Source organism: Cryobacterium sp. SO1 (assembly GCF_004210215.2).
In the GTDB taxonomy this organism is placed as follows: domain Bacteria; phylum Actinomycetota; class Actinomycetes; order Actinomycetales; family Microbacteriaceae; genus Cryobacterium.
This window is the reverse complement of the sequence record NZ_CP067394.1, coordinates 796,107-817,306: the sequence shown is the minus strand read 5'-3', so window position 1 is coordinate 817,306 and position 21,200 is coordinate 796,107. Positions and strand designations below refer to the sequence as shown.

At 61.0% G+C, this 21,200-nt stretch carries 21 protein-coding genes; 10 read left to right on the top strand and 11 right to left on the bottom strand.

Annotated elements, in window-relative coordinates:
* Nucleotides 1–209 precede the first annotated feature (209 nt).
* Both BJQ95_RS03845 and BJQ95_RS03840 read right to left on the bottom strand, forming a co-directional pair.
* A complete protein-coding gene (locus tag BJQ95_RS03845; RefSeq protein WP_130177349.1) occupies nucleotides 210–827 on the bottom strand; it encodes a hypothetical protein in 618 nt (205 codons plus the stop codon).
* Nucleotides 824–1,162, bottom strand: coding sequence for a PadR family transcriptional regulator (locus tag BJQ95_RS03840; RefSeq protein ID WP_130177348.1), 339 nt, complete (start codon nucleotides 1,160–1,162; stop codon nucleotides 824–826). Before BJQ95_RS03840 ends, BJQ95_RS03845 begins: the two co-directional genes overlap by 4 nt.
* Nucleotides 1,163–1,411: 249 nt before the next feature.
* Here BJQ95_RS03840 and BJQ95_RS03835 point away from each other — a divergent pair, with 249 nt between their 5' ends.
* Together BJQ95_RS03835 and BJQ95_RS03830 are read left to right on the top strand one after the other, a co-directional pair.
* Nucleotides 1,412–2,806, top strand: coding sequence for an IS1380 family transposase (locus BJQ95_RS03835; RefSeq protein WP_130177347.1), 1,395 nt, complete (start codon nucleotides 1,412–1,414; stop codon nucleotides 2,804–2,806).
* Nucleotides 2,807–3,677: 871 nt separating this feature from the next.
* Nucleotides 3,678–5,234: an IS1182 family transposase gene (locus BJQ95_RS03830; RefSeq protein ID WP_256041516.1), complete on the top strand. Its 1,557-nt coding sequence runs from the start codon at nucleotides 3,678–3,680 to the stop codon at nucleotides 5,232–5,234.
* Between the two features lie 153 nt (nucleotides 5,235–5,387).
* Here BJQ95_RS03830 and BJQ95_RS03825 read toward each other — a convergent pair whose 3' ends face one another.
* The 5 genes from BJQ95_RS03825 to BJQ95_RS03805 form a co-directional block, all read right to left on the bottom strand.
* Nucleotides 5,388–5,870 carry a hypothetical protein gene (locus tag BJQ95_RS03825; protein WP_130177353.1) on the bottom strand — a complete coding sequence of 161 codons (483 nt, stop codon included), beginning with the start codon at nucleotides 5,868–5,870 and terminating at the stop codon, nucleotides 5,388–5,390.
* A gap of 368 nt (nucleotides 5,871–6,238) precedes the next feature.
* On the bottom strand, nucleotides 6,239–8,323 hold the full coding sequence (locus tag BJQ95_RS03820; RefSeq protein ID WP_256041515.1) for a hypothetical protein: 2,085 nt from the start codon (nucleotides 8,321–8,323) through the stop codon (nucleotides 6,239–6,241).
* The gene (locus BJQ95_RS03815) at nucleotides 8,320–9,042 is read right to left on the bottom strand and encodes an ABC transporter ATP-binding protein (RefSeq protein WP_130176912.1); all 723 of its coding nucleotides are present in this window, start codon (nucleotides 9,040–9,042) and stop codon (nucleotides 8,320–8,322) included. Before BJQ95_RS03815 ends, BJQ95_RS03820 begins: the two co-directional genes overlap by 4 nt.
* Nucleotides 9,039–9,650 (bottom strand): PadR family transcriptional regulator, encoded by a 612-nt coding sequence (locus tag BJQ95_RS03810; RefSeq protein ID WP_130176913.1) that lies wholly within the window; start codon nucleotides 9,648–9,650, stop codon nucleotides 9,039–9,041. The genes BJQ95_RS03815 and BJQ95_RS03810 overlap by 4 nt, the downstream gene beginning before the upstream one ends.
* Nucleotides 9,651–10,164: 514 nt before the next feature.
* Entirely contained in the window at nucleotides 10,165–10,830 is a 666-nt protein-coding gene (locus BJQ95_RS03805) for a hypothetical protein (protein WP_130176914.1), read from the bottom strand.
* Nucleotides 10,831–11,227: 397 nt separating this feature from the next.
* Between BJQ95_RS03805 and BJQ95_RS03800 the strand changes: the two genes are divergently transcribed.
* Both BJQ95_RS03800 and BJQ95_RS03795 read left to right on the top strand, forming a co-directional pair.
* Nucleotides 11,228–12,124 carry a hypothetical protein gene (locus BJQ95_RS03800; protein WP_130176915.1) on the top strand — a complete coding sequence of 299 codons (897 nt, stop codon included), beginning with the start codon at nucleotides 11,228–11,230 and terminating at the stop codon, nucleotides 12,122–12,124.
* Nucleotides 12,121–12,477 (top strand): GntR family transcriptional regulator, encoded by a 357-nt coding sequence (locus BJQ95_RS03795; RefSeq protein ID WP_130176916.1) that lies wholly within the window; start codon nucleotides 12,121–12,123, stop codon nucleotides 12,475–12,477. Before BJQ95_RS03800 ends, BJQ95_RS03795 begins: the two co-directional genes overlap by 4 nt.
* Before the next feature lie 477 nt (nucleotides 12,478–12,954).
* Here BJQ95_RS03795 and BJQ95_RS03790 read toward each other — a convergent pair whose 3' ends face one another.
* Nucleotides 12,955–13,251: a hypothetical protein gene (locus tag BJQ95_RS03790; RefSeq protein ID WP_240694651.1), complete on the bottom strand. Its 297-nt coding sequence runs from the start codon at nucleotides 13,249–13,251 to the stop codon at nucleotides 12,955–12,957.
* 143 nt (nucleotides 13,252–13,394) lie between these two features.
* Between BJQ95_RS03790 and BJQ95_RS19475 the strand changes: the two genes are divergently transcribed.
* Nucleotides 13,395–13,712 carry an HTH domain-containing protein gene (locus tag BJQ95_RS19475; protein ID WP_130176919.1) on the top strand — a complete coding sequence of 106 codons (318 nt, stop codon included), beginning with the start codon at nucleotides 13,395–13,397 and terminating at the stop codon, nucleotides 13,710–13,712.
* Between the two features lie 41 nt (nucleotides 13,713–13,753).
* Entirely contained in the window at nucleotides 13,754–14,113 is a 360-nt protein-coding gene (locus tag BJQ95_RS03780; RefSeq protein ID WP_130176917.1) for a DUF5655 domain-containing protein, read from the top strand.
* Between the two features lie 777 nt (nucleotides 14,114–14,890).
* Here the strand turns inward: BJQ95_RS03780 and BJQ95_RS03775 are convergent.
* The 3 genes from BJQ95_RS03775 to BJQ95_RS03765 form a co-directional block, all read right to left on the bottom strand.
* Nucleotides 14,891–15,055: a hypothetical protein gene (locus BJQ95_RS03775; protein WP_165384878.1), complete on the bottom strand. Its 165-nt coding sequence runs from the start codon at nucleotides 15,053–15,055 to the stop codon at nucleotides 14,891–14,893.
* A 269-nt stretch (nucleotides 15,056–15,324) separates the two neighbouring features.
* On the bottom strand, nucleotides 15,325–15,867 hold the full coding sequence (locus tag BJQ95_RS03770; RefSeq protein WP_205750068.1) for an RNA polymerase sigma factor: 543 nt from the start codon (nucleotides 15,865–15,867) through the stop codon (nucleotides 15,325–15,327).
* Complete coding sequence (locus BJQ95_RS03765) at nucleotides 15,864–16,457, bottom strand: hypothetical protein (protein ID WP_130176918.1); 594 nt, start codon at nucleotides 16,455–16,457, stop codon at nucleotides 15,864–15,866. The genes BJQ95_RS03770 and BJQ95_RS03765 overlap by 4 nt, the downstream gene beginning before the upstream one ends.
* Nucleotides 16,458–16,754: 297 nt before the next feature.
* On the opposite strand from BJQ95_RS03765, the gene BJQ95_RS03760 reads away from it, so the two are divergent.
* The 4 genes from BJQ95_RS03760 (at nucleotide 16,755) to BJQ95_RS03745 (ending at nucleotide 21,080) form a co-directional block, all read left to right on the top strand.
* A complete protein-coding gene (locus tag BJQ95_RS03760) occupies nucleotides 16,755–17,999 on the top strand; it encodes an IS256 family transposase (RefSeq protein WP_256041350.1) in 1,245 nt (414 codons plus the stop codon).
* A 491-nt stretch (nucleotides 18,000–18,490) separates the two neighbouring features.
* Entirely contained in the window at nucleotides 18,491–19,117 is a 627-nt protein-coding gene (locus BJQ95_RS03755; RefSeq protein WP_130177566.1) for a hypothetical protein, read from the top strand.
* A gap of 2 nt (nucleotides 19,118–19,119) precedes the next feature.
* Nucleotides 19,120–19,626: an RNA polymerase sigma factor gene (locus BJQ95_RS03750; RefSeq protein WP_130177567.1), complete on the top strand. Its 507-nt coding sequence runs from the start codon at nucleotides 19,120–19,122 to the stop codon at nucleotides 19,624–19,626.
* Nucleotides 19,627–20,843: 1,217 nt separating this feature from the next.
* Nucleotides 20,844–21,080: a hypothetical protein gene (locus tag BJQ95_RS03745; protein WP_130177565.1), complete on the top strand. Its 237-nt coding sequence runs from the start codon at nucleotides 20,844–20,846 to the stop codon at nucleotides 21,078–21,080.
* Nucleotides 21,081–21,200 lie beyond the last annotated feature (120 nt).

Sequence of the window (21,200 nt, the reverse complement as noted above, 5' to 3'; positions counted from 1 at the left end):
AAATTCCGGAGATCTGAGAAACTGGAGGTCACGGTCGAGAGACGTCTCATATCTGTAGGGTTTCGAGACACGCGGATCATCTGGTGATGCGACGATCGTGGGTGAGGGGTCACGAGTTCCCAACTGCCACGACCTGGTCAATAGCGGACGCCACTGGCGTGAAGCCATGGCTACAGCCGGATCCACCCTGATGCACATCCGCCACCGACCTACCTGGGGCGCATGAAGAGTGGGAGCACTGCCAGCGCGAGCGTTGGAATGTAAATCAAGACCAAGGTGGTGGTGGGGATAAGGAACAGCGTGAGCGGGAAGGAGAAGCTACCCAGGGCGAGAGTCAGCGCTCCGGCCGTCACGAGGAACGCGGTGAGTGTCGAGGCGCTGACCACTGATATGAGCAGCCAGTGCTTCCCGCGCGTGAGCAAGGGCAGAAGTGTGAGCACCAGCGGCGGGACTGACGAAAGTAGAACCTGAACCGTGAGCCCCTGTTGCAACGAAACGAACGCACCCAAGAGAACGACCAGAAGCGCCAGGGCGAACGAGCATACCTGCAGCTTGCGGCCCAGCTGCGAGTAGGCCGGCCGTGCAGAGCGACCCGTTTCCTCGTCATAATCGTCCACAGCTTGGCCCGCAACGGCCTGGGGTGTGCCCAGGTGCTCAAGGACTGTGACGATGTCGAGGCCATCCTGCTCGAGCGCGTCATTGATGTGAAGCCGAATGCCGTCGAGGACATCCTCCCGGTACCGCTTGGGCAGGCTGGAAAGCTCTTTCGAGAGTTGAGTCAGGTATCGGTTGACCTGCGGTGCGGTTGACAGAGTTGGTGAATTCATGGCTTAGCCTCCAAGATTGCGTCGACGGTGGTTCGGAAAGGGCCCCAGACTTCCGAGAACGCACGCAAATTCTCTCGGCCGAGATCGGTGAGCGTGTAGTACCGGCGTGGGCGGCCAGCGTCAGATTCGCTCCATTCGGTGGCAACCAGGCCAGCTCGGCGGAGACGGGAAAGCAGCGGGTAGACCGTCCCTTCCCCCGCCAGAAGACCCTGCTCGCTCAGGCGGCGGGCAATGTCGAGCCCATACCATTCACCGTCTTGCAGCAACGCGAGTAAGCAGAATTCCAGCACACCCTTTCGGAGATTTGTAAGGACCTTGTTCCCTGAGTTGTCCATGCATAGCAAGATACCTGGTTATGCAAGGCGTAGCGAACACTATTTGCTGGAACACTCGGCAAAGTCGCCAGCGCGCTTTGTGTCTCGAAACTCTCAGCGCCTCGTAACCCATGGGATATGAGACCTAAGCCTCGATCCACCGGTCAGGGTCGGGGTTTGACGGCGCGTTAAACCGAGAATGCCTTTCAGATCAGGAAAAATGGAACTTACTTAGGGTTCATTTTTCACGATAGGAAAGGCATCTCGTAGATGCAAGTTTTCCATAGATCCACAGCTCTGTCCGCGACCTTCGACGACACGAATCTCGTGTCGCTCGCCGGCCTCGTTCCCGCGATGCTGCTGGCGGCCTCGACGGGTCTGGGCGAGCTCGCGAACAGGTGGTTGACGTTGCCCGGCTACTTCGGCGCGAACGCCGGCTTGAAAGTCACCGCTTTGGTCGCGGGGATGCTCGCCGGCGCCGATTCCATCGATGACATGGCGTTGCTCCGGCACGGCGGGATGAAGAAACTCTTCGTCGGCACCTACGCCCCGTCAACGTTGGGTTCGTTCCTGCGCGCGTTCACCTTCGGCCACGTTCGCCAACTCGACGCGGTCGCGTGGCGGTGGCTGGTCCACGTCGCCCAGGTCTCGCCGATCGTGACCGGGATTGATGACTATGCCCTGGTCGATATCGACGACACCATCAAGGAAGTCCACGGTTACCAGAAACAAGGTTCCGGCTACGGGTACTCCGGGGTCCGCGGCTTGAACGCGTTGATCGGCATCGTGTCCACCACGGTGTCCGCGCCAATCATCATCGGCGCCCGACTCCGCAAAGGCGCCGCCGGGTCCCCGCGCGGCGCGGGCAAGTTCGTCGGCGACATCCTCGCCACCGTCCGCCGGCTCCGATCAAAGACCGCGTCCGGGCTCGTACTCCTCCGCGCCGACAGTGCCTTCTACGGCCACGCCGTCGTCGCGGCCGCACACCGCGCCGGCGCGAAAGTATCGATCACGGCCCGAATGGACCCGGCCGTGAAACGCGCCATCGCGGCCATCGGCGATGACGCGTGGACGACGATTGAATACACCGACGCGATCCGGGACGAGGCGACCGGGAAATGGATTTCTTCCGCCGAAGTCGCCGAGATTCCCTTCACCGCGTTCAGTTCGAGGAGGCTCAGCGAACGCATCGAGGGGCGCCTAGTCGTCCGTCGGATCCCGGAGCTGAATCCGTTCGAGGGCACCGGGCAGGCGACCTTGTTCGACACGCACCGGTTCCACGCGTTCTTCACGACCAGCACCCTGGACACCGTCACGGCCGATAAAACCCACCGCCAGCACGCGATCATCGAGCAGATCAACGCCGACCTGAAAGACAGTGCGCTCGCGCACCTGCCGTCGGGGAGGTTCAACGCGAACGCGGCCTGGCTGGTGCTGGCCACGATCGCGTTCAACCTGTCCCGTGCCGTCGGGACTCTCACCGGCACCGACCTGAGCAAGGCCCGGAGCGGCACCATCCGCCGCAAACTGATTCAGATTCCGGCCCGCATCTCGACCTCGGCCCGGAAGATCATCCTGCACCTCCCGGCCAGCTGGCCTTGGGAAACCGGGTGGACAGCTTTGTTCGCGGCGGCCTGCGGCCCGCCGCGAACCGCGCCCATCTGACCACCCAGCCCCACGGCGCAACCGGAACCAGGAACACCACCGGCAGCAAGGCCGGACGCACCGCCATGTCCGCCAGCCGAAACCTCAAATCAAACGATGCCGAGCCGACTCAACTCAGCTGACCGGTGGATCGAGGCTAAGGGATCGGCTGTCACATGACGAGCGGCTACCTGATTTGTCTCGCATCCTCACATGTCTCGTATCGGTAGGGTTACGAGACAACAGGATGCCGTGCCCGACGTCCTGCGTCTGATTCCCAAGATACTGCCGTTGCTGGCGGCATTTTGAGATGGTTGCCGGCGGAACCAGAGGCAGTACGACGAAGCGCAGCCGAGCCTGCCCAGTTAGACGGCTACCTCATCGCTGTTGACTACTCCAAAGGCGCAGTCGTTCTCACCGACGAATTTGGGCTACCAGACTTCGGGGAAGCCTATTCGATGCTCCACGATTGCCATCTTGGACAGCGCTAACCAGGGCGGTGGTGGCCTGCGAATGAGGGGCCTGAGAACTATCCGTTGGATGAAGACAATCAGATTCACATCAAACCACCCCAGACAAGCCCCCAATGTGGCCCTGGTTTTCCAGAACAACACGACCCATGCAATGCAGGCAACTGGAACGACAATCCAAAGAAGCACCATTCGTATCACCACAATCAGAACTTGCACTGCTGTGTTCGGTCTACTCACTAGAAGCCGCACAGCCAATCCGTCCGATGGTCGCCCCCAGGGAGCCACACCGAAGAAGACGCCGCATTGCTATGATCCCCGCGAGTAGGCCCTAGGAGGCCGCTGAACAACTTTGGGTGCGGGTGTCGCTTATTTAAGGCGCGCCTGCGGCGGGTCGGCTCTTGGTCGTTAAGACTGGGGTGATGCAGGGTTGTGATGATGGTCAGCGTGAGATTTACGATGTCGATGCCGTAGCGGGGCACTTGCTTCCGCCTGGATCGGTGTTCGCTTTCCTCGCAGCGCACCGTCGGGAGCTGTTTCCCGATGATGCGTTTGCGGACTTGTTTTCCTCGCAGAACGGCCGCCCGTCAATACCGGCGAACGTGATCGCGTCGGTGATGGTGTTGCAAACACTGCACAACCTTTCCGACAGGGAAGCGGCCGAGGCGTTGACGTATGACCTGCGGTGGAAAGCCGCCTGCGGGTTCGCGCTGACTGAAACCTCTTTCCACCCGACCGTGCTGGTCTATTGGCGCAAACGCTTGGCTGCCAGTGACCGGCCGCACCGCATTTTTGAGGCCGTGACCGCGGTCATTGCCCAGTCCGGAGCATTGTCGGGGCGCAAACGCCGGGCGTTGGACTCAACAATTTTGGAGGATGCGGTTGCCCGGCAGGACACCGTCACGCAGCTGGTCGGACAGATCCGCCGTGTTGGCCGGGAGATCCCCGGCGCGGACGTGAGCGTCGCCGGCTTGACCGGCCATGATTACTCCCAGCCGGGCAAGCCCGACATTGCGTGGGACGACCGCGACGCCCGCGACGAGCTCGTCTCCCGCCTGGTCACCGATGCTCTCGCTCTGCTGGGCAGCATCAACGTCCATATCCTCAACAAGAAGCAGCAGGAAACCGTCGCGCTGCTTGCCTTGGTCGCCGGCCAAGACGTGGAACCCGCCGACGGGTCCGACGGGACCGACGGGCGGTGGCGGATCGCCCGCCGGGTCGCTCCCGACCGGGTGATTTCCACCGTCGATCCTGATGCCCGCCATGCGCACAAGAGCCGCCAGAAAAAGATCGACGGCTATAAAGCCCACGTCAACGCGGAGCCCGACACCGGGTTGGTGACGGCGGCAATGCTCACGAAAGCCTCTGGTTCGCAAAACAGCGACGCGGCTCGCGGCGGCGAGCTGCTCGCGGCCGACGTCAGCATCGGTGAGCAAAACATTGACGTGCTGGGTGATTCGGCCTATGGCAGCGGCGGGCTCCTGACCGAGATTCATGCCGCTGGGCACCGGCCGATCATCAAGCCGATGCCGCTGGGCCGAGCCGTTCCGGGCGGATTCACCATCGATGACTTCACCGTGGATGAAACCCTGCAGACCGTGACCTGCCCGGCCGGGAACGTCCGGTCGCTCAGCCCGAAACGACGGGCCAGTTTTAGTAGTTCGTGCCAGGCCTGCCCGCTGATGGCGCAGTGCACCACCGCGAAGTCCGGCAAGAAGATGCAGATTCATCCGCTGGATCAGGTTCGCCGGGAGCACCGCGTCACCGCTCAGGACCCGGACTTTCAAGCCGTTTATCGCCAGCACCGTCCAATGATTGAACGGACGCTGGCGTGGATGACGCGCGGGGCCCGGCGGGTCCGCTACCGCGGCGTTGCCAAGAACAATGCGGGGTGGGTGATCCGTGCTGCCGCGATCAATCTCAAACGGCTCCTCAACCTCGGTTTGACCAGCCAGAACGGGGTTTGGGCCCTTGGATAACACCCCGACGCACGAGGACCACCTCGGCGCACGGTCCCAGGCGGCAGAGCCGCCCACTACGGCCCCATCGATCAGCCCCGACGCGAGATCCCACCATCGTGGCCGATCGCTCAGTCGACCGCACAAAGCCCCACAGCGGAGCAAAAAAACACTCTAAGAACTCGCCGAGGCAACTGGACCCCTAATATTCAGCGCCCTCCTAGTGGCTGGAATCCAGAGCAGGACCACCGCTGTGAGTGCAATCGCGGAGATGACGTACTGCACTGGGTCGATGTTGAGGAAAGCCATCAGGAATTGAGCGACGAAGAAAAGAACTGCCCAGACCGCCGCAAATGCGGATCGCTGCAATACTGCAATGCCCGTCCAGACGGGCAGTACGACGAGAAATATGGCCGTCAGCGACAGCGCTACCAGCAGCACCACGGTGGTCGACTCGTCGAAATCGGAAAGGAGCATAAAGACTCCTGTCATAAACGTGACCAGGTTGAATGCTCCGGCTACGAGCAGTGCCGAAGCTCCGAGCCAGAGGGGCAACGGTCGTCGGCTCATTTTTCTCGAGGGCACATCGAGTCTTGGCGCCCGCGACGGCTTCATGAAACCTTGTCCATTGAACATGTTGTCCTTCGATTCCATCATGTGCAGCCTTCCAGCCGCGAGGCGCCGGGCCGGCCACCGACGGGCAAAACCATTGACACTGGCCAACCTACCGGTGCCGGACCAGGGCAGGCCCGGCGCATCAGTCGGATCCGTCCTTTGAACGGTGAGTCGGCGCGGGAACGGGTCATCACTGTCTGGGTGTCGGGCAAGTCTGTCTCGAAACCGAAGTGCCTCGAATCCCATGGGATACGAGACACACCAGATCGCTCCTGTGCACGCCATGAGAACCAGGTGGCTTGTCTCGTATCCTGACCTGTCTCGCATCCGTAGGGATACGAGACTGGGACACACGTCAGAGTCCGTAATCCACCAAGTGGCGATCGCGAGAATACCGCCAGCCGTTTCTTTCACCGGTGGGAGCTGCGCGTGCCAGGGCTTACGAGCCAGCCGCAGGCAGCCATCACAAGCGGTGTGGCCACCACGAGGGTAGTCAGCGCCCACCATGGCGCGGAGAACACGCTCCCGGATCCAGGTAGATTCATCGAAAATGCCGTGAGCACGCCGATCACCGCACCAGCCCAAGTGCCGGTGGCCACCACGGTCGTTCCTTGCCATGCTGCTGTCGCGCGCAGCGTTTTGGTCGATGCGCCAACCGCGTGCAGGGTCAAAGCGTCACGTTTCCCTTCTGTCCGCGAGAGCGTCAGCGCGACGATGGACGCCGCCAAGACGATGCTTCCGCTCAGTGCGAGGGTCAGCCACCCCATTGCCGGATCGGCGGTCGGACCCGTCTCGAGGTGAACCAACAGCCCGCGGGTTCCCGCGAGGTCAGCGAGCTTACGATCAATCGCAGCCAGTTCGAGTTCCGTGGGTTCGCGAGTTGTCATGGCCACAACCTGGCTGGACTCTGTTTGCAGCCCTAGGCGGGATGCCGTCTCGTGGGTGACGATGACGCCGAACGGGAGGACCTCCGCAGCTTTTTCGACAACCGCCTTGATGTGCACCGTCGTTGACTCGCCAGAAGCGGAGGGGTTCAGGTTCAGCTCGACCGTGCCGGTGGCATCGACGAACTGCGAGTGCAGCGAAACCGCCTCGCCATTGGCCAAGGCTGTCTGGGCGGCCTGACTGGGTTCGGCATCGAGGATGGTGGCGAGTGTCAACGCGTCACCGATGATGACGGGAGCCGGTATGGCACCCAAATCGGCTCCCTCCGTGTACCAATCACGGCAAAGCGGGTCGGGCGCCAAGGGCGTGAAGCGGTCATTTCCGGGGAGGTTGCTGACGCAGCGGTTGGCTTCCGGTGTGACCACCGGCGACGCTGGTGTCGTTGTGTTCCCGGTGGTCGCGAGGACCTGGGGAGTCTCGATGATCGACAGCCGGTCTATCGGCAGCCCGTCCGTGAACACCGCTGCGACTGACTCCGCCAGCGCCTCGCGATCCGTACCCGGGTCGATCGTGGGGCCAAGCGTGGTGCCTTGGTCGCCCGGGTACGAGATCAACGCTGTCTGGACGCCACCGGGCATCATCAGGTAGGGATATGTCATCCGGCTGGTGGTGTCGGATGAGCTTTGGGAACACATCACTAAGACGGCCAGGAAGGTCGTGCCCATGATCGCGGCGATCACGGGTAGGTGGCGAGTGCGGTTGCGGTCGGCATCTCGCGCCGCAAGTTGTGCTGCAAGGCCCCACGCGCGGGCGCCTCGTGCCCAGCGCCTGAGCAGGAACGGGGTTGAGATGATCGCACCAGCGAGCATCATTGACGCAGCGAAGAATGGAGTCGGTGCAACCAGGGCGCTCAGCCACGGAAATGAGCCCGACGCTGACTGGCGTGCGACGACGTCGAGAATCCGTGGTCCGAAGGCGAGGGCAATACCGGTCACCAGACAGCCGACACCGAGCGGCAGACGCCTCGGCCGCGGGGCGGGCAAGGTGCTGCCCTGGATAGCAAGCACAACGTCAGCCCGGGACGCTGCGATGGCCGGTGGGAGAGCAGCAATCCAACCGAGAACCACCGCGAAGACGACCAAAGCAAGCATCAGCGACCCGGAGACATACACGGATGCAGCGCCAGACATCGACGCAAGGACGAAGCCGAGCCCCGCTCCTAGGAGCACGCCGACTCCGCCGCCAACCCCTCCGATGAGTGGACCAGTGAGACTTGAAATCGCAACGAGTACCGCTCGGCTCGTTCCGAGGCTGGCGATGACAGCGAGCGAGCGCTGTTGTGCCTTCGCCGCCACCAGGAATGCGGAGCCGGTCAGCAAACAGACGAGAGCGCCGACGAACGCGAGTATCAGAACGACGACTCCACCCTCGGCGCCGGCAGTGACTCCGCGGTCCGCGATGATGGGCGCCGAGGGACTTTGGAGAAAGACGATACCGGCCGCCAGCCCTGCGACAGGGATGGCGATCAGAGCTGCGATGAGCCCGCTTCGCCGCGCCTCACCCCTCACTTCTCGGGCGGCAAGCCGCAGTACCAACCGGGCGACGCTCACCGGTTGCCTAAAGGAAGAAGGGACTCAGGCAGATCACGACTGGTCTCGTGGGCGATGCGCCCGTCTCGTAGCTCTACGATTCGATCTGCCCATGCGGCCTGCTTCGCGTCGTGGGTCACGATAATCCCGGCCGCGCCTGCATCGATCCTCTGGCGAAGCATTCGCATCACGTTCTCACTTGAGCGCGAGTCCAAAGCGCCGGTGGGCTCGTCGGCGAGGATGAGTCGGCGGTCGCCGACCACTGCTCGTGCGATCGCTACCCGTTGGCGTTGTCCACCGGAAAGCTCGTCGGGGAACGATGCCTCCAGCCCGGCGAGGTCGACCGAAGCTAGCGCCGCAATACCGACGTGGCGTGCGCGCTTAGTGCTCCACCCGTCGAGCTCGAGCGGAAGCATCGCGTTCTCCAGCGCGGTCAGGGAGGGCAGCAGGTTGTAGTCCTGAAATATGTAACCGATGGATCGCCGCCTGAGAGCCGCCAAGGCATTCGGATTCAGTTCGTCTAGCGGTGTGCCTGCCACAGCCGCCGAGCCGCTTGTGGGAGCCATGAGCCCGCCTGCGATGAGCAGGAGGCTCGACTTTCCTGAGCCCGATGCGCCCATGACAGCGACGAGCTCGTGGGCGGCGACGATCAGGTTGACGCCCCTGAGCGCGTCGACAGCGTTCTCACCCTGCCCATAGGTCTTTGTGATGTCGGTGAGCTGGAGAAGCACCTCGGTCATGATGGTTGTCCAGACCGCGAATTCGCGGGGCGGCCCCGACCCGGTGTCGTCGAGGTGACTGGCAGTGCGGTCATAAATCCGCCAGCCGTTGCTTCGCTCAAGCGTTGCTCGGCGAGATCAAGCCACCGAATCTCGGCCGCAGCGTGTTCAATGGCTGAATCCGCAATCATCAAAAACGCCACATCCTCGGGGGAGGTTGGGCGCAGCACGTGCTCGCGAGATCTGGTCGCGTTCTGCAGGGCAGTCAGGCTCGCACCACGTTGGGCGCTAATGACCTCGGATACGTCGACGCCCGGAAGCGTTGACGCGACAGCAAGCTTCATCACCAGCTCGTTGCGCTCAAACTGCGGCTTCACCGATGGGATGCTCAGCCAGTCGTTGACGACGTCCCGGCCGGCGTCAAGGATCGAGAAATACGCCCGCCCCAGGCTGTCAGTGTTGCCCTTCTGCACGAGACCATCGCGTTCAAGGCGGTCCAACGTGGTGTGAATTTGGCCGATGTTTATCGGCCACACCCCGCCCGTGCGACGAACGAACTCTGCTCTCAACTGATGGCCGTAACAAGGCTCCAACGAGAGGATGGAAAGAAGCGTCTGGCGCACGGTCATCGAAACCCCCGGAAATATTCGTTACCGGGTAATCATATGCACCTGAGACAGGTGCTCAACTCAATGAAGCATCGATCCACCGGCTCTGTATCGCCTGAGCTGTCGGTGCGATCGTTCCGCCGTCCCGCTCGTCGTCGGCAGGTGATGTGTCACATAACCGATGTGTATCAGAAGCCATGGGATACGAGACAAAGGAGACCGTCTGTGCGATGACGAGCAGCAGGCCATTTGTCTCCCATCTGGACCTGTCTCGTATCGGTAGGGTTGCGAGACAGCAGGATGACGAGCTCGAGTTCCTGCGCATGGCGCCCCGTCACCGGCTTAATGTCGGGCAGGGCAACCGCGACAACGTCGCAATCCAGCGCGGTCAGAACCGCCAGCTTCGACGAGCGGCTAGCTGATTTGTCTCGCATCCTCACCTGTCTCGTATCGGTACGGTTTCGAGACAGGAGGAGCCTGCCCAATGCGTGGCACCGAAACTCCCGGTGTAGCCAAGCCGCCTAGGGGCGTGGTGTCACGCTCGAGTTTGGAAGGCGAGAGTGATGTACGGAAGGTAGTCGCGCGCCACCACCGCAGTCACTATCCGATCGCCGAGATCTGCTCCTACCGAGTAGACGTGTGGATCGGAGTCGATGCGCAGGCCGGGTGCGTTGACGCCGTCTAGCGGAACGCTCACGCGCTCGACGTGGCGCTCGGTCACGGGCGAATCTAGATTCCCGGGGAACCCGCCCGCGACCCGTTGCTCGCGGAAGGTGTTCATCAGAATGTGGTTAGTGTGCGCGACTAGAACTGCCTCGGGTGTTTGCCATTCAGTGTCGAAGATTCTCGTCGTCATCACCGCCTCCCATAGGGATGGGTACCGCGCCAGGTTTCGGAATTCCAGCATCCATTCCGGCAGCGGCTTGCTCGGCTCCTGCTCGAGTGAGTGCTCCTCTCCAAGGTCCGCAAGGTTGGCGGGATCGTCACGATCTATGGGGTTCTTCCACAAGGTGTAGCTGATAGCCACCGATTCCGGGGTAGATGCGCCTCCGTTTGTGGAGGAGCCGACAGTACCCACGCCAAGTTCGGAAAGGGAGGGTTGGGCAACAAAGCCGATCACCGGCGCCCCAAACATCTCGGCTGCGGTGTCGACGGTCGGCGGCGGAGGAATGTCCATCGGTTCACGGTCTGCGAAGTGCATGGGACCAACCTAGTCAAGGCGTCCTCCCACGACGCCGATTCTGCTGCAAATCGCTCCGCGAACGACACGGGTCTATCTTGGGCGTGGAGTCTCACAACCCAAGAGCCTCATAACCCATGCGATCCGAGACAGAGGAGACCGTCTGTGCGGCGACGAACTGCAGGTCATTTGTCTCGCATCTGGACCTGTCTCGCATCGGTAGGGTTTCGAGACAGGTACGGAACATCGGGACGGCTTACGCAGGATTTGCCTACTCTGTGGGACATTCGTCTCGGTGATTTGTTTGTCTCGTGCACTTGACACAAACTCTCTCCTCTTTGTATCGTGTTCACAATACAAAGGAGAAGTAATGGGAAGTTTCGGAATAGCAGAGCTCAGCTTGTGCTTCATTGCAGCAATGGCGATTCTCACGATCGCAGGCGGGCTGGTCGCTGCATTTCTTATTCCGGCGCGTCCGGAGGCTCTTCTTTATGCCCGGCGAATGAGCGTGCTGCGGACGACCACTGCAACAGTGTCGGGCCTGATCGTGTTCGCGACTGCCGTGATCGTGCACATCCTCAATCCTCTTTTCGAGGGTGTTCCGTTTGTCGTCGGTCCACTTGCTGCAACAGCTGCCGGGCTGGGTGTGTTCGCGGCGATGCCAACTCCGACCATCGATGGCGCTGTGCGGCGGCGGGGCGCTGATCTGGAGCAACGGCGGTTGAACAGCTACTCGTCGGCTGGACAGCGTCGAATGTTTGTTGCACTTTTCAGCGTTACTGTTGCGGTCGTGCTCGCTTCCGGGCTCACCTCCAAGGCCGGACCAGACGGTCGCTCACTGTGCACGTCGCTCTTCCCAGTCGAGTGCATCGGAGGCGGCCCCTACCTGTACCCGGGGTGGTTGTTCGCCGCGCCAACGCTAATCTTGATCGCTGCTCTGTTGGCGACGATTGTGCCGGCACTGCGCCGCATCATCACGGCTCCCGCTGCAGCGTGGTCAGAACTCGTCGACGCTGACACCGCAATTCGGGTCGCAGCCGTGCGTCTCGTTCTCCGGATCGCCAGCACACCCATGGTTCTCACCTTGGGAGTTTTCCTCGGAGCAGCCGGGCTTCCCCTTCTGAACGCCGAAGTTCTCGAAACGGGGCTCAACCCAAACGGTGAGGCAATCGCGCATACGTTCGGAATCATCTTGGTTGGAACGAGCGCACCCGTTATTGCTTGCGGGCTCGTGCTCGCATTTCTCTCCATCGTCGGCGCGACTCGCCTTCCCCGCGCGGCCGCCGACAGCTCACGGAAATCCACAGGCGTATGATTCACGTCGACGCCGACGACCCCACCCCTCCGTTCGAACAGATCCGGGCCGGACTGGCCGCCGAAATCCAATCCGGCAGACTCCCCGGCGGGCGCCGGTTGCCCACCGTCCGCCAACTGGCAGGAGACCTGCACGTCGCAGTTGGGACAGTCGCTCGCGCCTATCGAGAGCTCGAAGAAGCCGGGCTCGTCAGTACCCACCGCTCACAAGGCACAGTGGTCCGTGACGGGCAAACAACTCGCATTGACCTAACCCACGCCGCCGCGGACTTCGTTCGAAATATCCGGCGCCAGGACACCGATCTCGAGGAACTTATCACTGCGATCAAGATCGCTTGGAACTCGGAGAACTGACCGCGTCAGCAACTCGCACATCACCCCTCGTGAGCCAGCCGGATTACCCGGCCGAGCACCTCAGACTTCATGAATGTGTCGCAAAACCGATGTGGTTCAAAACCCATGGGATATGAGACGTAAGGGATCACCTGTCACACGACGAGCGGCTAGCTGATTTGTCTCGCATCCTCACCTGTCTCGTATCGGTAGGGTTTCGAGACGCCGAGATAGCCAAGTACCGTGCTCGAGTTCATGTGTATGACGCCTGGCCATAGGGCCTGATGTCAGGCAACCTAACCGGCGATCCTCCGAACAGTAATCAACAAAATCCCTGCGTAAGCGGGAATGTGCTCGATGGCTGTCCCACTCGCGGGCAGTGCTTGCAGCGACAAGCGCGCAACTGGTGACGGGAACCTTCAAGCTCAAGGAGCTATTCGTCCAACGGGGTTAAAACTGCAATTCTCCACCCGTATTTCGAATCGACCAGTTGGTACATCATCCGTTCGGTGGTGTCGTTGTCGTGATGCCAAGTGACGTCACCCCACACACACTGTGTCGAGTCTGAGCGACCACGTTGATGTCGGTGGCGGTGTGTTTGATTCCGTCGTACTGTTCCCACGCTTGGAGGAAGAACTCGGCGGTTTGGCTGGGTTCGGAAACCGCGATGGACTGCCCCGGAAATAGAATCAGGGCGGGTGTGGCGTACAGCCTGCTCACTGCGTTGGCGTCGCGGGCGACGAGGGCGCGTGCATACGTGTCGAAGAAGTCGTGAGCAACCGTGTCAGCGTTCATGAGGCTAGGCTAGCAATCAACCAGGACAAGCCGTTGTCGTATTTTCAGAGAGGTTTCGTATCGCTAGTGTGATTGCTTCAGCTGCCTCGCGCGACAACCATCTGGTGTTGCGTCGTGTGGAGCGACATCAGCAACTCGTCGAGATGTTGCACCGCCGTGGCGAGCGTGTCTCGTTTCGGGAGCTCGGTGATTGGTTCGGCGTCTCCCACCGCACGATCGCGCGTGATGTTGAACGACTTCGTCATTCGGGTGTTCCTATCGACGTGCGAGCTGGTCGACGCGGAGGCGCACGCCTCCCCAGCCTGATCCGTCGAGCGGATCTCTCGTTCGATATTGCGGAGGTGGCAGCTCTAATGTCGAGCCTTGCCGCTCTCGGCCCAACTGCGTCAGAATCCGCCGCGTCCGCCATGCACAAGCTTGTGGCGGCCCTCAACCCTGACCGCGGAGATGCAGCCGAATAATCACGATGGCATTCATTGGATGTGCCTTCTACAATCGAGGGATGGCCACTGCACACTGGGAAGAGTTCACCGACGGACTCGACGACGCCGATCTCGCCAAGATCCAGGCCTTTCGTGACTTCTGCCAGAGGGTTCCCGATGTCGAGGAACGGATTCATTCGGCCGATGTCACCTATGCACGCAAGCGGTCTTTCACCTCCGCATACATCAAAAGCCACTACCTCGAGATCGGTATCGAACTACAGCGCACCGTCACCAATCCCAAGCCGAGGACATCTTTCTCAACCTCGAAGAAAGTCACCATGCATCGATACAGCCTTCGCCACCTCGAAGACTTCGACGACTCGATCCGAGACCTCATCATCGAAGCCGCGGAAACTGTGGGTCCAGGAACGCGGTAGACCTTCTGCTTGGGGGCGATACTGGCGTCGGCCGACTTGACTTGGGGCCTGCCAGTGTCTCGTAACCGAAGTGTCGCAAAACCCATGCGATACGAGACAAAGGAGACCGTCTGTGCGGTGACGAGATGCAAGCCATTTGTCTCGCATCTGAACCTGTCTCGCATCGGTAGGGTTACGAGACAGCTCACGCACTCTCAGCGAGCATGCGCAGGACGGCGGCGCTGGCGGCCAGGAGACCAAGCCTCGGCGCGGCCTCAACGTTTTCGCGGGCGAGAAAGGCCCCAGGCCAGCGCAGCGATGTAGGTAAGGCACGTTATGGCCGGCAACGAATTTCGTCCGCACTGCGCGAGGAGCTGCCTCTGAGTCAGGGGCTCCGCTGCTTCAACCTGGAGGAAACTGAGCGTGAGGTATCCGAAGAGCACTAGAAATATCGACAGGCCGCTGATCGCAGTCATCATTCCCCATCGGGCGCAAATCCGCCGTCGGCTTTCGTTGAACCGAACGGAGGTCAGTCCAGCTAGGACTGCTCCCACCGCGACCGTAAAGACTACGTAGATCAGCGCCTCCTGAACTATGACGGTTTCATCGGCCCCCAGGATGGCATTCGCCAGAAGCGACGAGGCCTGCCCTGCTGCCAAAACTGAGGGCAGGACCGCAACAACAACCGCGGCCGCAGTGAGGTGCGAAACGACGAGCTCCCCGCGTCTGTTCACAATGTAGGGTTCGTGTCGGCCTGGTTGAGGAGAATCTCGGCACAACGCCTCTCCCGTGTTTTCGTCATTCTCCCGTGATGAAGGTACCGGAGAAGGAAAAAGTAGTGTCCGGCCCGACGTCGATCTTGAAGGTGTATTCCTCAGATTCCGTGGGTAGGGTCATCTGATAGCCGCCGTTGCCACCGTCACTACCACTCATGAAAATGGTGGGATCTTCGACAAGCTCCACGCTTCCTTCTCCTTCCGTCCATTGGAATTGCGCCATGAGATACGCCGCATCCGGAGAGGGATTCTGTACCGTGATTGTCGTAGGACCTACCCCTGACTCGTCGACCTTTGGCCAGTTCACCGGAGCCGGCGTGGAGTCCGTGGGGGTTGGTGTGGACTGCCGGGTGCTGGGCGACTGTGCAGTTGACGAGGGCATGGCTGCGCATCCGGTCAGAGAACAGCCCGCCGACACAATAGCCATCGCGATGAGAAGGGTCCGGCGTGGGTCGCTCATGAAGTTTTCACTTTCGCAGTCGATGTCTTTGATGTGGGGGCGGCGGTGTTGGAGAGGGCTGCCTTCAGCGTTATCTTTGCCCGTTGGTACCGGCCGCGTGCGGTGGACACAGTTGTCTTCAGCAGCTGGGCTGCAGCGGGAATGGTGAAGCCGTCCCAGTGCACCAGCATGATCAGTTCGCGTTGGTTGCGCGGAAGCGCCGAGACTGCCTGCCTGACGTCGAGCGCCTGGTCGTTGGCCACAGGCAGTGCGACCGTGGCCAGATGCTCTCGCAGGTCGTAACTCAGTGCATTTCTGCGGCGCTGGCCTCGGCTCCAGTTCGCGAGTACTCGCCGGGCGGTGGCGAACATCCACATCCGCGCGCCTTCGTCGTCGGCCGGCACCCGGTCCAACCGCCGCCAGGTGACCATCAGAGTTTCAGACAGTAAGTCCGCAGCGTCCTCCCGTGGCTCCACCCTCCGAGCGAAGTAGCCAAGAAGATCCGCTCCAATCTGATCATGGAGCTGCTGTAGTCGCTGCGCGTCCTCGGCGCGACTCACTGGGCGATGCCATCGTCGCAACGGCCAAAGCCCGAAAGAGTGACCCCGACACCAAGCTGGTTGTGACGTTGGAACTCGGCCACGACCTCGTCATGAACCATCATCGCCAGCATGGTCCCTTCGGACAGCCCCTGCCTCTCCTGGGTTTTCCGGTCATATGCTGACAGGTCATCGAGGTCTACTGAGATGTACGACCAATCGTTGTCCTGGAGAAACGCCCGCGCCTGAGCGACGTTCCGGTCAACGTTCTCGTCAGCCGTTTCATAATCCGGGTCAACCCGCATCACCTCGACGCACTTCGCATTCCCGCCCCCACTAGCAACTGAGAATTCGCGTTCGATCATAATGTCCGGCTCCCAGGGAGCCCATTCGAGGATTGTCGGGATGGCCGAAGCCCCAGTGCCTGCGACGAGCACGACGCCCAAGCTAAAACCGATGGCAACATTTCGGCGCCGCCGACGCTGCCGGGCCGGATGGTCCACGGCCGCGATCGATACCGCGAGACGCTGGGTGAATTGCTTCACATCAGAGTCGGGATCGCTCGGAAAAGGGTTCGCCCGATCCAGTGCTTCGTCTACGTCGTGTTCCATCTGTCCCCTACCGTGCATGAGTACTACGCCCTACTTGTACATGTCCGGTCCCTCCCGAATCTTAACGACAACAGAGAAAGTGATCGCGTTGCACGGCAATATCTCGAGACGAGGAGGGGACTTTAGGGTGGATGGAAATCCAGGGTTCAGTCGATGCGTCATGTGATCGAAGGAGGTTACGTCCCCGTGAGTGGTGTGGTTTCCCGCTCTTGAGTGTTGCTTCGTCAACGTGAAGAGCCACCGTGGGATGGTCAGTGAGAACCGATCAAAGCTACTCACAGAAAGACACAAACCACGATGGCTCTAGACCAGTCTGCCCTGCTCGACCTGCTGGGAGAACTCAAACTCACCGATGTCACCGATCGCATCCGATCCGCGACCGAAAAGCTCTACCAGGAACTGATCGATGCGGAAGCGACCGCGTTCATCGGCGCCGCCCCGTTCGAGCGCTCCGGCGACCGCACCACCCACCGCAACGGCACCCGATCCAGGACGTTGACGACCACCGCCGGCGACCTCGACCTGAAGATCCCGAAGCTCCGTGCCGGGTCGTTCTTCCCTGCCCTGCTCGAGCGGCGCCGACGGGTCGACCAGGCGTTGTTCGCGGTCGTGATGGAGGCCTACGTCCACGGCGTCTCAACCCGCAAAGTCGACGACCTGGTCAAGGCCCTCGGCGCGGACACCGGGATCTCCAAGTCCGAGGTGTCTCGGATTTGCGCGGGCCTGGACGCGGAGGTGGCCGAGTTCCGCGACCGCACCTTGGCCGCCCAGGACTTCCCCTACGTGTTCCTCGATGCCACCTACTGCAAAGCCCGGGTCGGCCACCGGATCGTGTCCCAAGCCATCGTCGTCGCGGTCGGGGTCGCCGCCGACGGCCGCCGGGAAGTACTGGGCTTCGACGTGGGTGACAGCGAGAATGAGGGCTTCTGGACGTCGTTTCTACGGTCGCTCAAGACCCGCGGTCTCGACGGGGTCAAGCTGGTCATGTCTGACGCCCACACCGGGCTCAAGAAGGCCATCAGCACCGTGTTCCAAGGCGCCGGGTGGCAGAGATGCCGAGTCCATTTCATGCGCAACGTCCTCGCCGTGATCCCGAAAGGATCCCAGGACATGGTGGCCTCGATCATCCGCACCATCTTCGCCCAACCCGACCGTGAGCACATCGAGAAGCAGTTCCGCGAGGTCACCACGATGCTCAGTCGGTCGCACCCGAAGGTCGCCGCGATGCTCGTCGACGCGCAACCCGACCTGCTCGCCTTCGCCGCGTTCCCGCGGCGGCACTGGCGCCAGATCTGGTCCACTAATCCGTTGGAACGGGTGAACAAGGAGATCAAACGCCGCACCGACGTCGTCGGCGTGTTCCCCAACGCCGCCGCGCTGCTGCGCTTGGCGGGGTCGGTGTTGATCGAGCAGCACGACGAGTGGGAAGCCGGCGAAAGACGCTACTTCTCCGAGGCCTCGATGCTCGAGCTGGCCACCATGAACAATCCCATCGAGGTCATCGACGAGGCGGTGATCCTCCCAGAACTCGCCGCCGCCTAGACTAGAACCACTGACCCGCACGGTGTTGAGAAATTCCACCACTCAGCGGGACGTGACCTCGAAGGATTCCGCCGAGAGGGAGCGTCGAACACCGCAGCCTGCTGTGCATGTGTCTCGTAACGTAAGCGCCTCATAACCCATGGGATACGAGACATCGGGTATCGCCGTGGATGCGACGAGGGATCGATGACTTGTCCTGACTTGTCTCACATCCTGAGCTGTCTCGCATCCTTAGGGATACGAGACAGATGTGAGTGGAGAGCGCAGGGATTGGAAGTTTTCTCCATTCATGAGTTCTGGGGCGAAGAAGCTCGGGTGGAATGCCATCATCTTGACCTGACTCGTTTCCGTAGGCTTCTGAGACGGTCGGGTCCTAACCCTGCAGATGAAATACCTCCAGCTTAGGAATCCGTAAGGACAGCGCTTCTGTCGGACGTTTCACGTATCAGCGGACATGTAGAGATTAAGAGAGTCACTGATGGGAGCCGCACATGGACGACGAAACGCTTTTCGAACGGCTGAACGCTTCAGCGCCTTCGACTATCCCTCGAGGTGACCAGCTCAACGTTGCTCTCGAAGAGGTGATCTCTGCAGCGCGCCCCGGGCGCCAGCGTCACAAGCGGTGGCTGGTCGGAGGAACAGTTCTATCCGTTGTACTTCTCGGAGGGACAACCGCGGCTTTTGCGTCTGAGCCGCTGCTCGAATGGTTAGGGTTCACACCGGACCAGTCTCTCCAACACACCAACGCTAACGGCGACACCTGTGTTGCAGGGGTGGTTGTGCTTCCCGAGGAGGGGGTGGCGGACGACGACCCGTCCTTCCTGGCCGCAAAGAACGTTCTCCTCGGGATTGACTTTGACACGTTGGAGATCCCCGACAACATCCGAAACGGTTACGCCTATTCGCCTGAGGCAGAAGCGGCTAAGGCAGCATCGATTGCTGAATACAATGCCGTACATCCAGAGGCAACACTTCAACCGGCAGCGTCCGATCCGGAATCGTCCATGCTCATCGATGCCGCGTACGACGTGATCGTAACCTCCGTTGAGTCGGAAGGACTCGATAGCGGTCAGTTCTCGCTAAGAGCCGGCGGAAAATGTGACGAGGCCACCCGGTGAAGATGGACCAGGAGATCCGCCTAGAGGCACTCATCCGCGCGAATGCTTCTGACCTCCTTGCATTCTTGGAACGGCGAACGGATCCGCGCGCGGATGCCGCCGATGTCCTCAGCGAGACCTTTATCGTCGCGTGGAAGAAGGCGAACAAGGCACCAACCGACGCCGTCGGCGCCCGCATGTGGCTTTTTGCAATCGCCCGGAACCTGCTCCTAAACACTCACCGGTCAACCCGTCGGCGTCAGGCCGTTGGTAATCGACTCCGTCAAGAACTGGAGCAACCGCCCGCGGATACAGACGACCTTGACGCGTTGGCCGTTCGCGAAGCTGTCAGACAACTGCCCGCAGGACTTCGCGAGTTGACTGAACTTGTCCATTGGGAGGGATTCAGCCTCGTGGAGGCGGCCCAAATCACAGGTGTGTCGTCCTCCACGGCGCGGTCGCGGTACGCGGCAGCAAAGCAGCGGCTACGCGTAGCGCTCGTCGTTGAACCCCAGGACTCTTTGAGCTAGATGCCGTCCCGGGCAACACGGATCTGACGATCCGGCCAGCCCGAATGCTCCGTACCGCCACGACGGTTAGCGTCACAGCTGCTCGCCCAGATCACGATCCGAATCTCCTACAGCCGAAAATTGGACACCAAATGTTGAACGAAATTTCCAGACCGGTCCGCATCGCCACAATTGACCCCGCCGCAATCGAATTGCCGCCCACGCAGCCGTTGGACATTACAGCGTGGCTGAGAACAGGACCTTACGACGAATCAGAATGAGTCGTGAACTCTGGGTCGCTGTCTCAAAACCTGTCCGTCGCGAAACCCATGGGATTCGAGACAAACTAGTTCCGAGACACTGTCGATTGTGAACTCGATTCGTCGCCGGAACGGTCTCCCGACAAGTGAGACTCAAAGTGCTGTAGTAGGGACCAGAATTCTCTGTCGCTTACCGGTCTGAGCCGGAGCCAACCGCGCTTGTAAGGGGTCAAGGGGATGCTGACTCTTTGCCCTTCCTTCTGGAAGCCGACCACTATCGCCCTGTCGATGGTGACGGCGTGACGTACTTCGTCCTGTTCGTATGAGTCGATCCTCGACCACGGGATCCTCGCCACACATTGCGGACGTTTCCAGTACCACCGCCACAACTCAAACTTCTCGCCGGTATCCACGAAAGCAAGGAATGCGCCATCTCGCGACAAATACGACTTCAGGCGCACGCCACTGAGGTCTTGCAGCGCCTCCTTGAGAGAATCTGAGGAGTAGATCGCCGTGGGGACAGCTCCTGAACGGGTGAGCTCGCTCAACAGTCGTCGCCCCGGGTGGTAGAACCCCCACAGAAGTATCACGCAGAGCACTACTCCACCGACCAAGCCGCCCAACACCGCCGGCAACCTAGATCCCGCTACTGACGGTGAGTGGTTCAAGATCGCCGTGATGACCTGCAGCAATGGCACAGTGATGAGAGCTGCAAGCAGCCCCATAACAGCCCACGATCGTCTGCGAGCGGGGATTCGCGCGTTGTCACCCATTTGCTCACTGTAGCCGCGCACGTCCCCTACCCAAGGAAAGGCGCCTCGCAAGCCTCGCGGGACGCTGACAGTGGACAGACTAGATGCGCATGGTCTCGTATCCCATGTGTTGGAAGACCATCACCGCAGTAGCGGACCATGTGGACGCAAAATTTGATCGGCCGATCCTGCCCCTGAGGGCGATTGTGCGTAGGGTTACTCGAATATGGACATAGTTCAGCTTCTATCAAGTGCGTTCGCGCTCCTCCTGGTCGTGGTGGGAGTGGCAGTGGTGTGGGCCGTCATCTGGCAGCTCCTGAAGATCAGACGAGCCGCCCGCACCGCGCGCAAAGAACTAGACATCGAAAACCGCATTCGGTTGAACATGAAGGCACAAGGATTCAACGAGAACGAAATTCGCGACGCAGTCCAACACTTGGGGTCCGGCCACCAAAGTAAGTGAAAGCAGCTCGACCTCCGTCCTTCAGAACGGGCACTGACCTGAGGTGTCTCATAAGTTCGATGCCTCGAAACCCATGGGATACGAGACACGGAACCCGCCCTGGATCGACCCGGGAAATCA

Excerpts from the sequence above, each read along its gene's own strand:
- BJQ95_RS03815 (WP_130176912.1), bottom strand. The coding sequence starts at position 9,042 with ATGACCGAGGTGCTTCTCCAGCTCACCGACATCACAAAGACCTATGGG.
- BJQ95_RS03755 (WP_130177566.1), top strand. The coding sequence starts at position 18,491 with ATGGACGACGAAACGCTTTTCGAACGGCTGAACGCTTCAGCGCCTTCG.
- BJQ95_RS19475 (WP_130176919.1), top strand. The coding sequence starts at position 13,395 with ATGTTGCACCGCCGTGGCGAGCGTGTCTCGTTTCGGGAGCTCGGTGAT.
- BJQ95_RS03830 (WP_256041516.1), top strand. The coding sequence starts at position 3,678 with ATGCAGGGTTGTGATGATGGTCAGCGTGAGATTTACGATGTCGATGCC.
- BJQ95_RS03795 (WP_130176916.1), top strand. The coding sequence starts at position 12,121 with ATGATTCACGTCGACGCCGACGACCCCACCCCTCCGTTCGAACAGATC.
- BJQ95_RS03810 (WP_130176913.1), bottom strand. The coding sequence starts at position 9,650 with ATGACCGTGCGCCAGACGCTTCTTTCCATCCTCTCGTTGGAGCCTTGT.
- BJQ95_RS03800 (WP_130176915.1), top strand. The coding sequence starts at position 11,228 with ATGGCGATTCTCACGATCGCAGGCGGGCTGGTCGCTGCATTTCTTATT.
- BJQ95_RS03835 (WP_130177347.1), top strand. The coding sequence starts at position 1,412 with ATGCAAGTTTTCCATAGATCCACAGCTCTGTCCGCGACCTTCGACGAC.
- BJQ95_RS03745 (WP_130177565.1), top strand. The coding sequence starts at position 20,844 with ATGGACATAGTTCAGCTTCTATCAAGTGCGTTCGCGCTCCTCCTGGTC.
- BJQ95_RS03760 (WP_256041350.1), top strand. The coding sequence starts at position 16,755 with ATGGCTCTAGACCAGTCTGCCCTGCTCGACCTGCTGGGAGAACTCAAA.
- BJQ95_RS03805 (WP_130176914.1), bottom strand. The coding sequence starts at position 10,830 with ATGCACTTCGCAGACCGTGAACCGATGGACATTCCTCCGCCGCCGACC.
- BJQ95_RS03780 (WP_130176917.1), top strand. The coding sequence starts at position 13,754 with ATGGCCACTGCACACTGGGAAGAGTTCACCGACGGACTCGACGACGCC.
- BJQ95_RS03825 (WP_130177353.1), bottom strand. The coding sequence starts at position 5,870 with ATGATGGAATCGAAGGACAACATGTTCAATGGACAAGGTTTCATGAAG.
- BJQ95_RS03750 (WP_130177567.1), top strand. The coding sequence starts at position 19,120 with ATGGACCAGGAGATCCGCCTAGAGGCACTCATCCGCGCGAATGCTTCT.
- BJQ95_RS03790 (WP_240694651.1), bottom strand. The coding sequence starts at position 13,251 with ATGAACGCTGACACGGTTGCTCACGACTTCTTCGACACGTATGCACGC.
- BJQ95_RS03845 (WP_130177349.1), bottom strand. The coding sequence starts at position 827 with ATGAATTCACCAACTCTGTCAACCGCACCGCAGGTCAACCGATACCTG.
- BJQ95_RS03765 (WP_130176918.1), bottom strand. The coding sequence starts at position 16,457 with ATGGAACACGACGTAGACGAAGCACTGGATCGGGCGAACCCTTTTCCG.
- BJQ95_RS03840 (WP_130177348.1), bottom strand. The coding sequence starts at position 1,162 with ATGGACAACTCAGGGAACAAGGTCCTTACAAATCTCCGAAAGGGTGTG.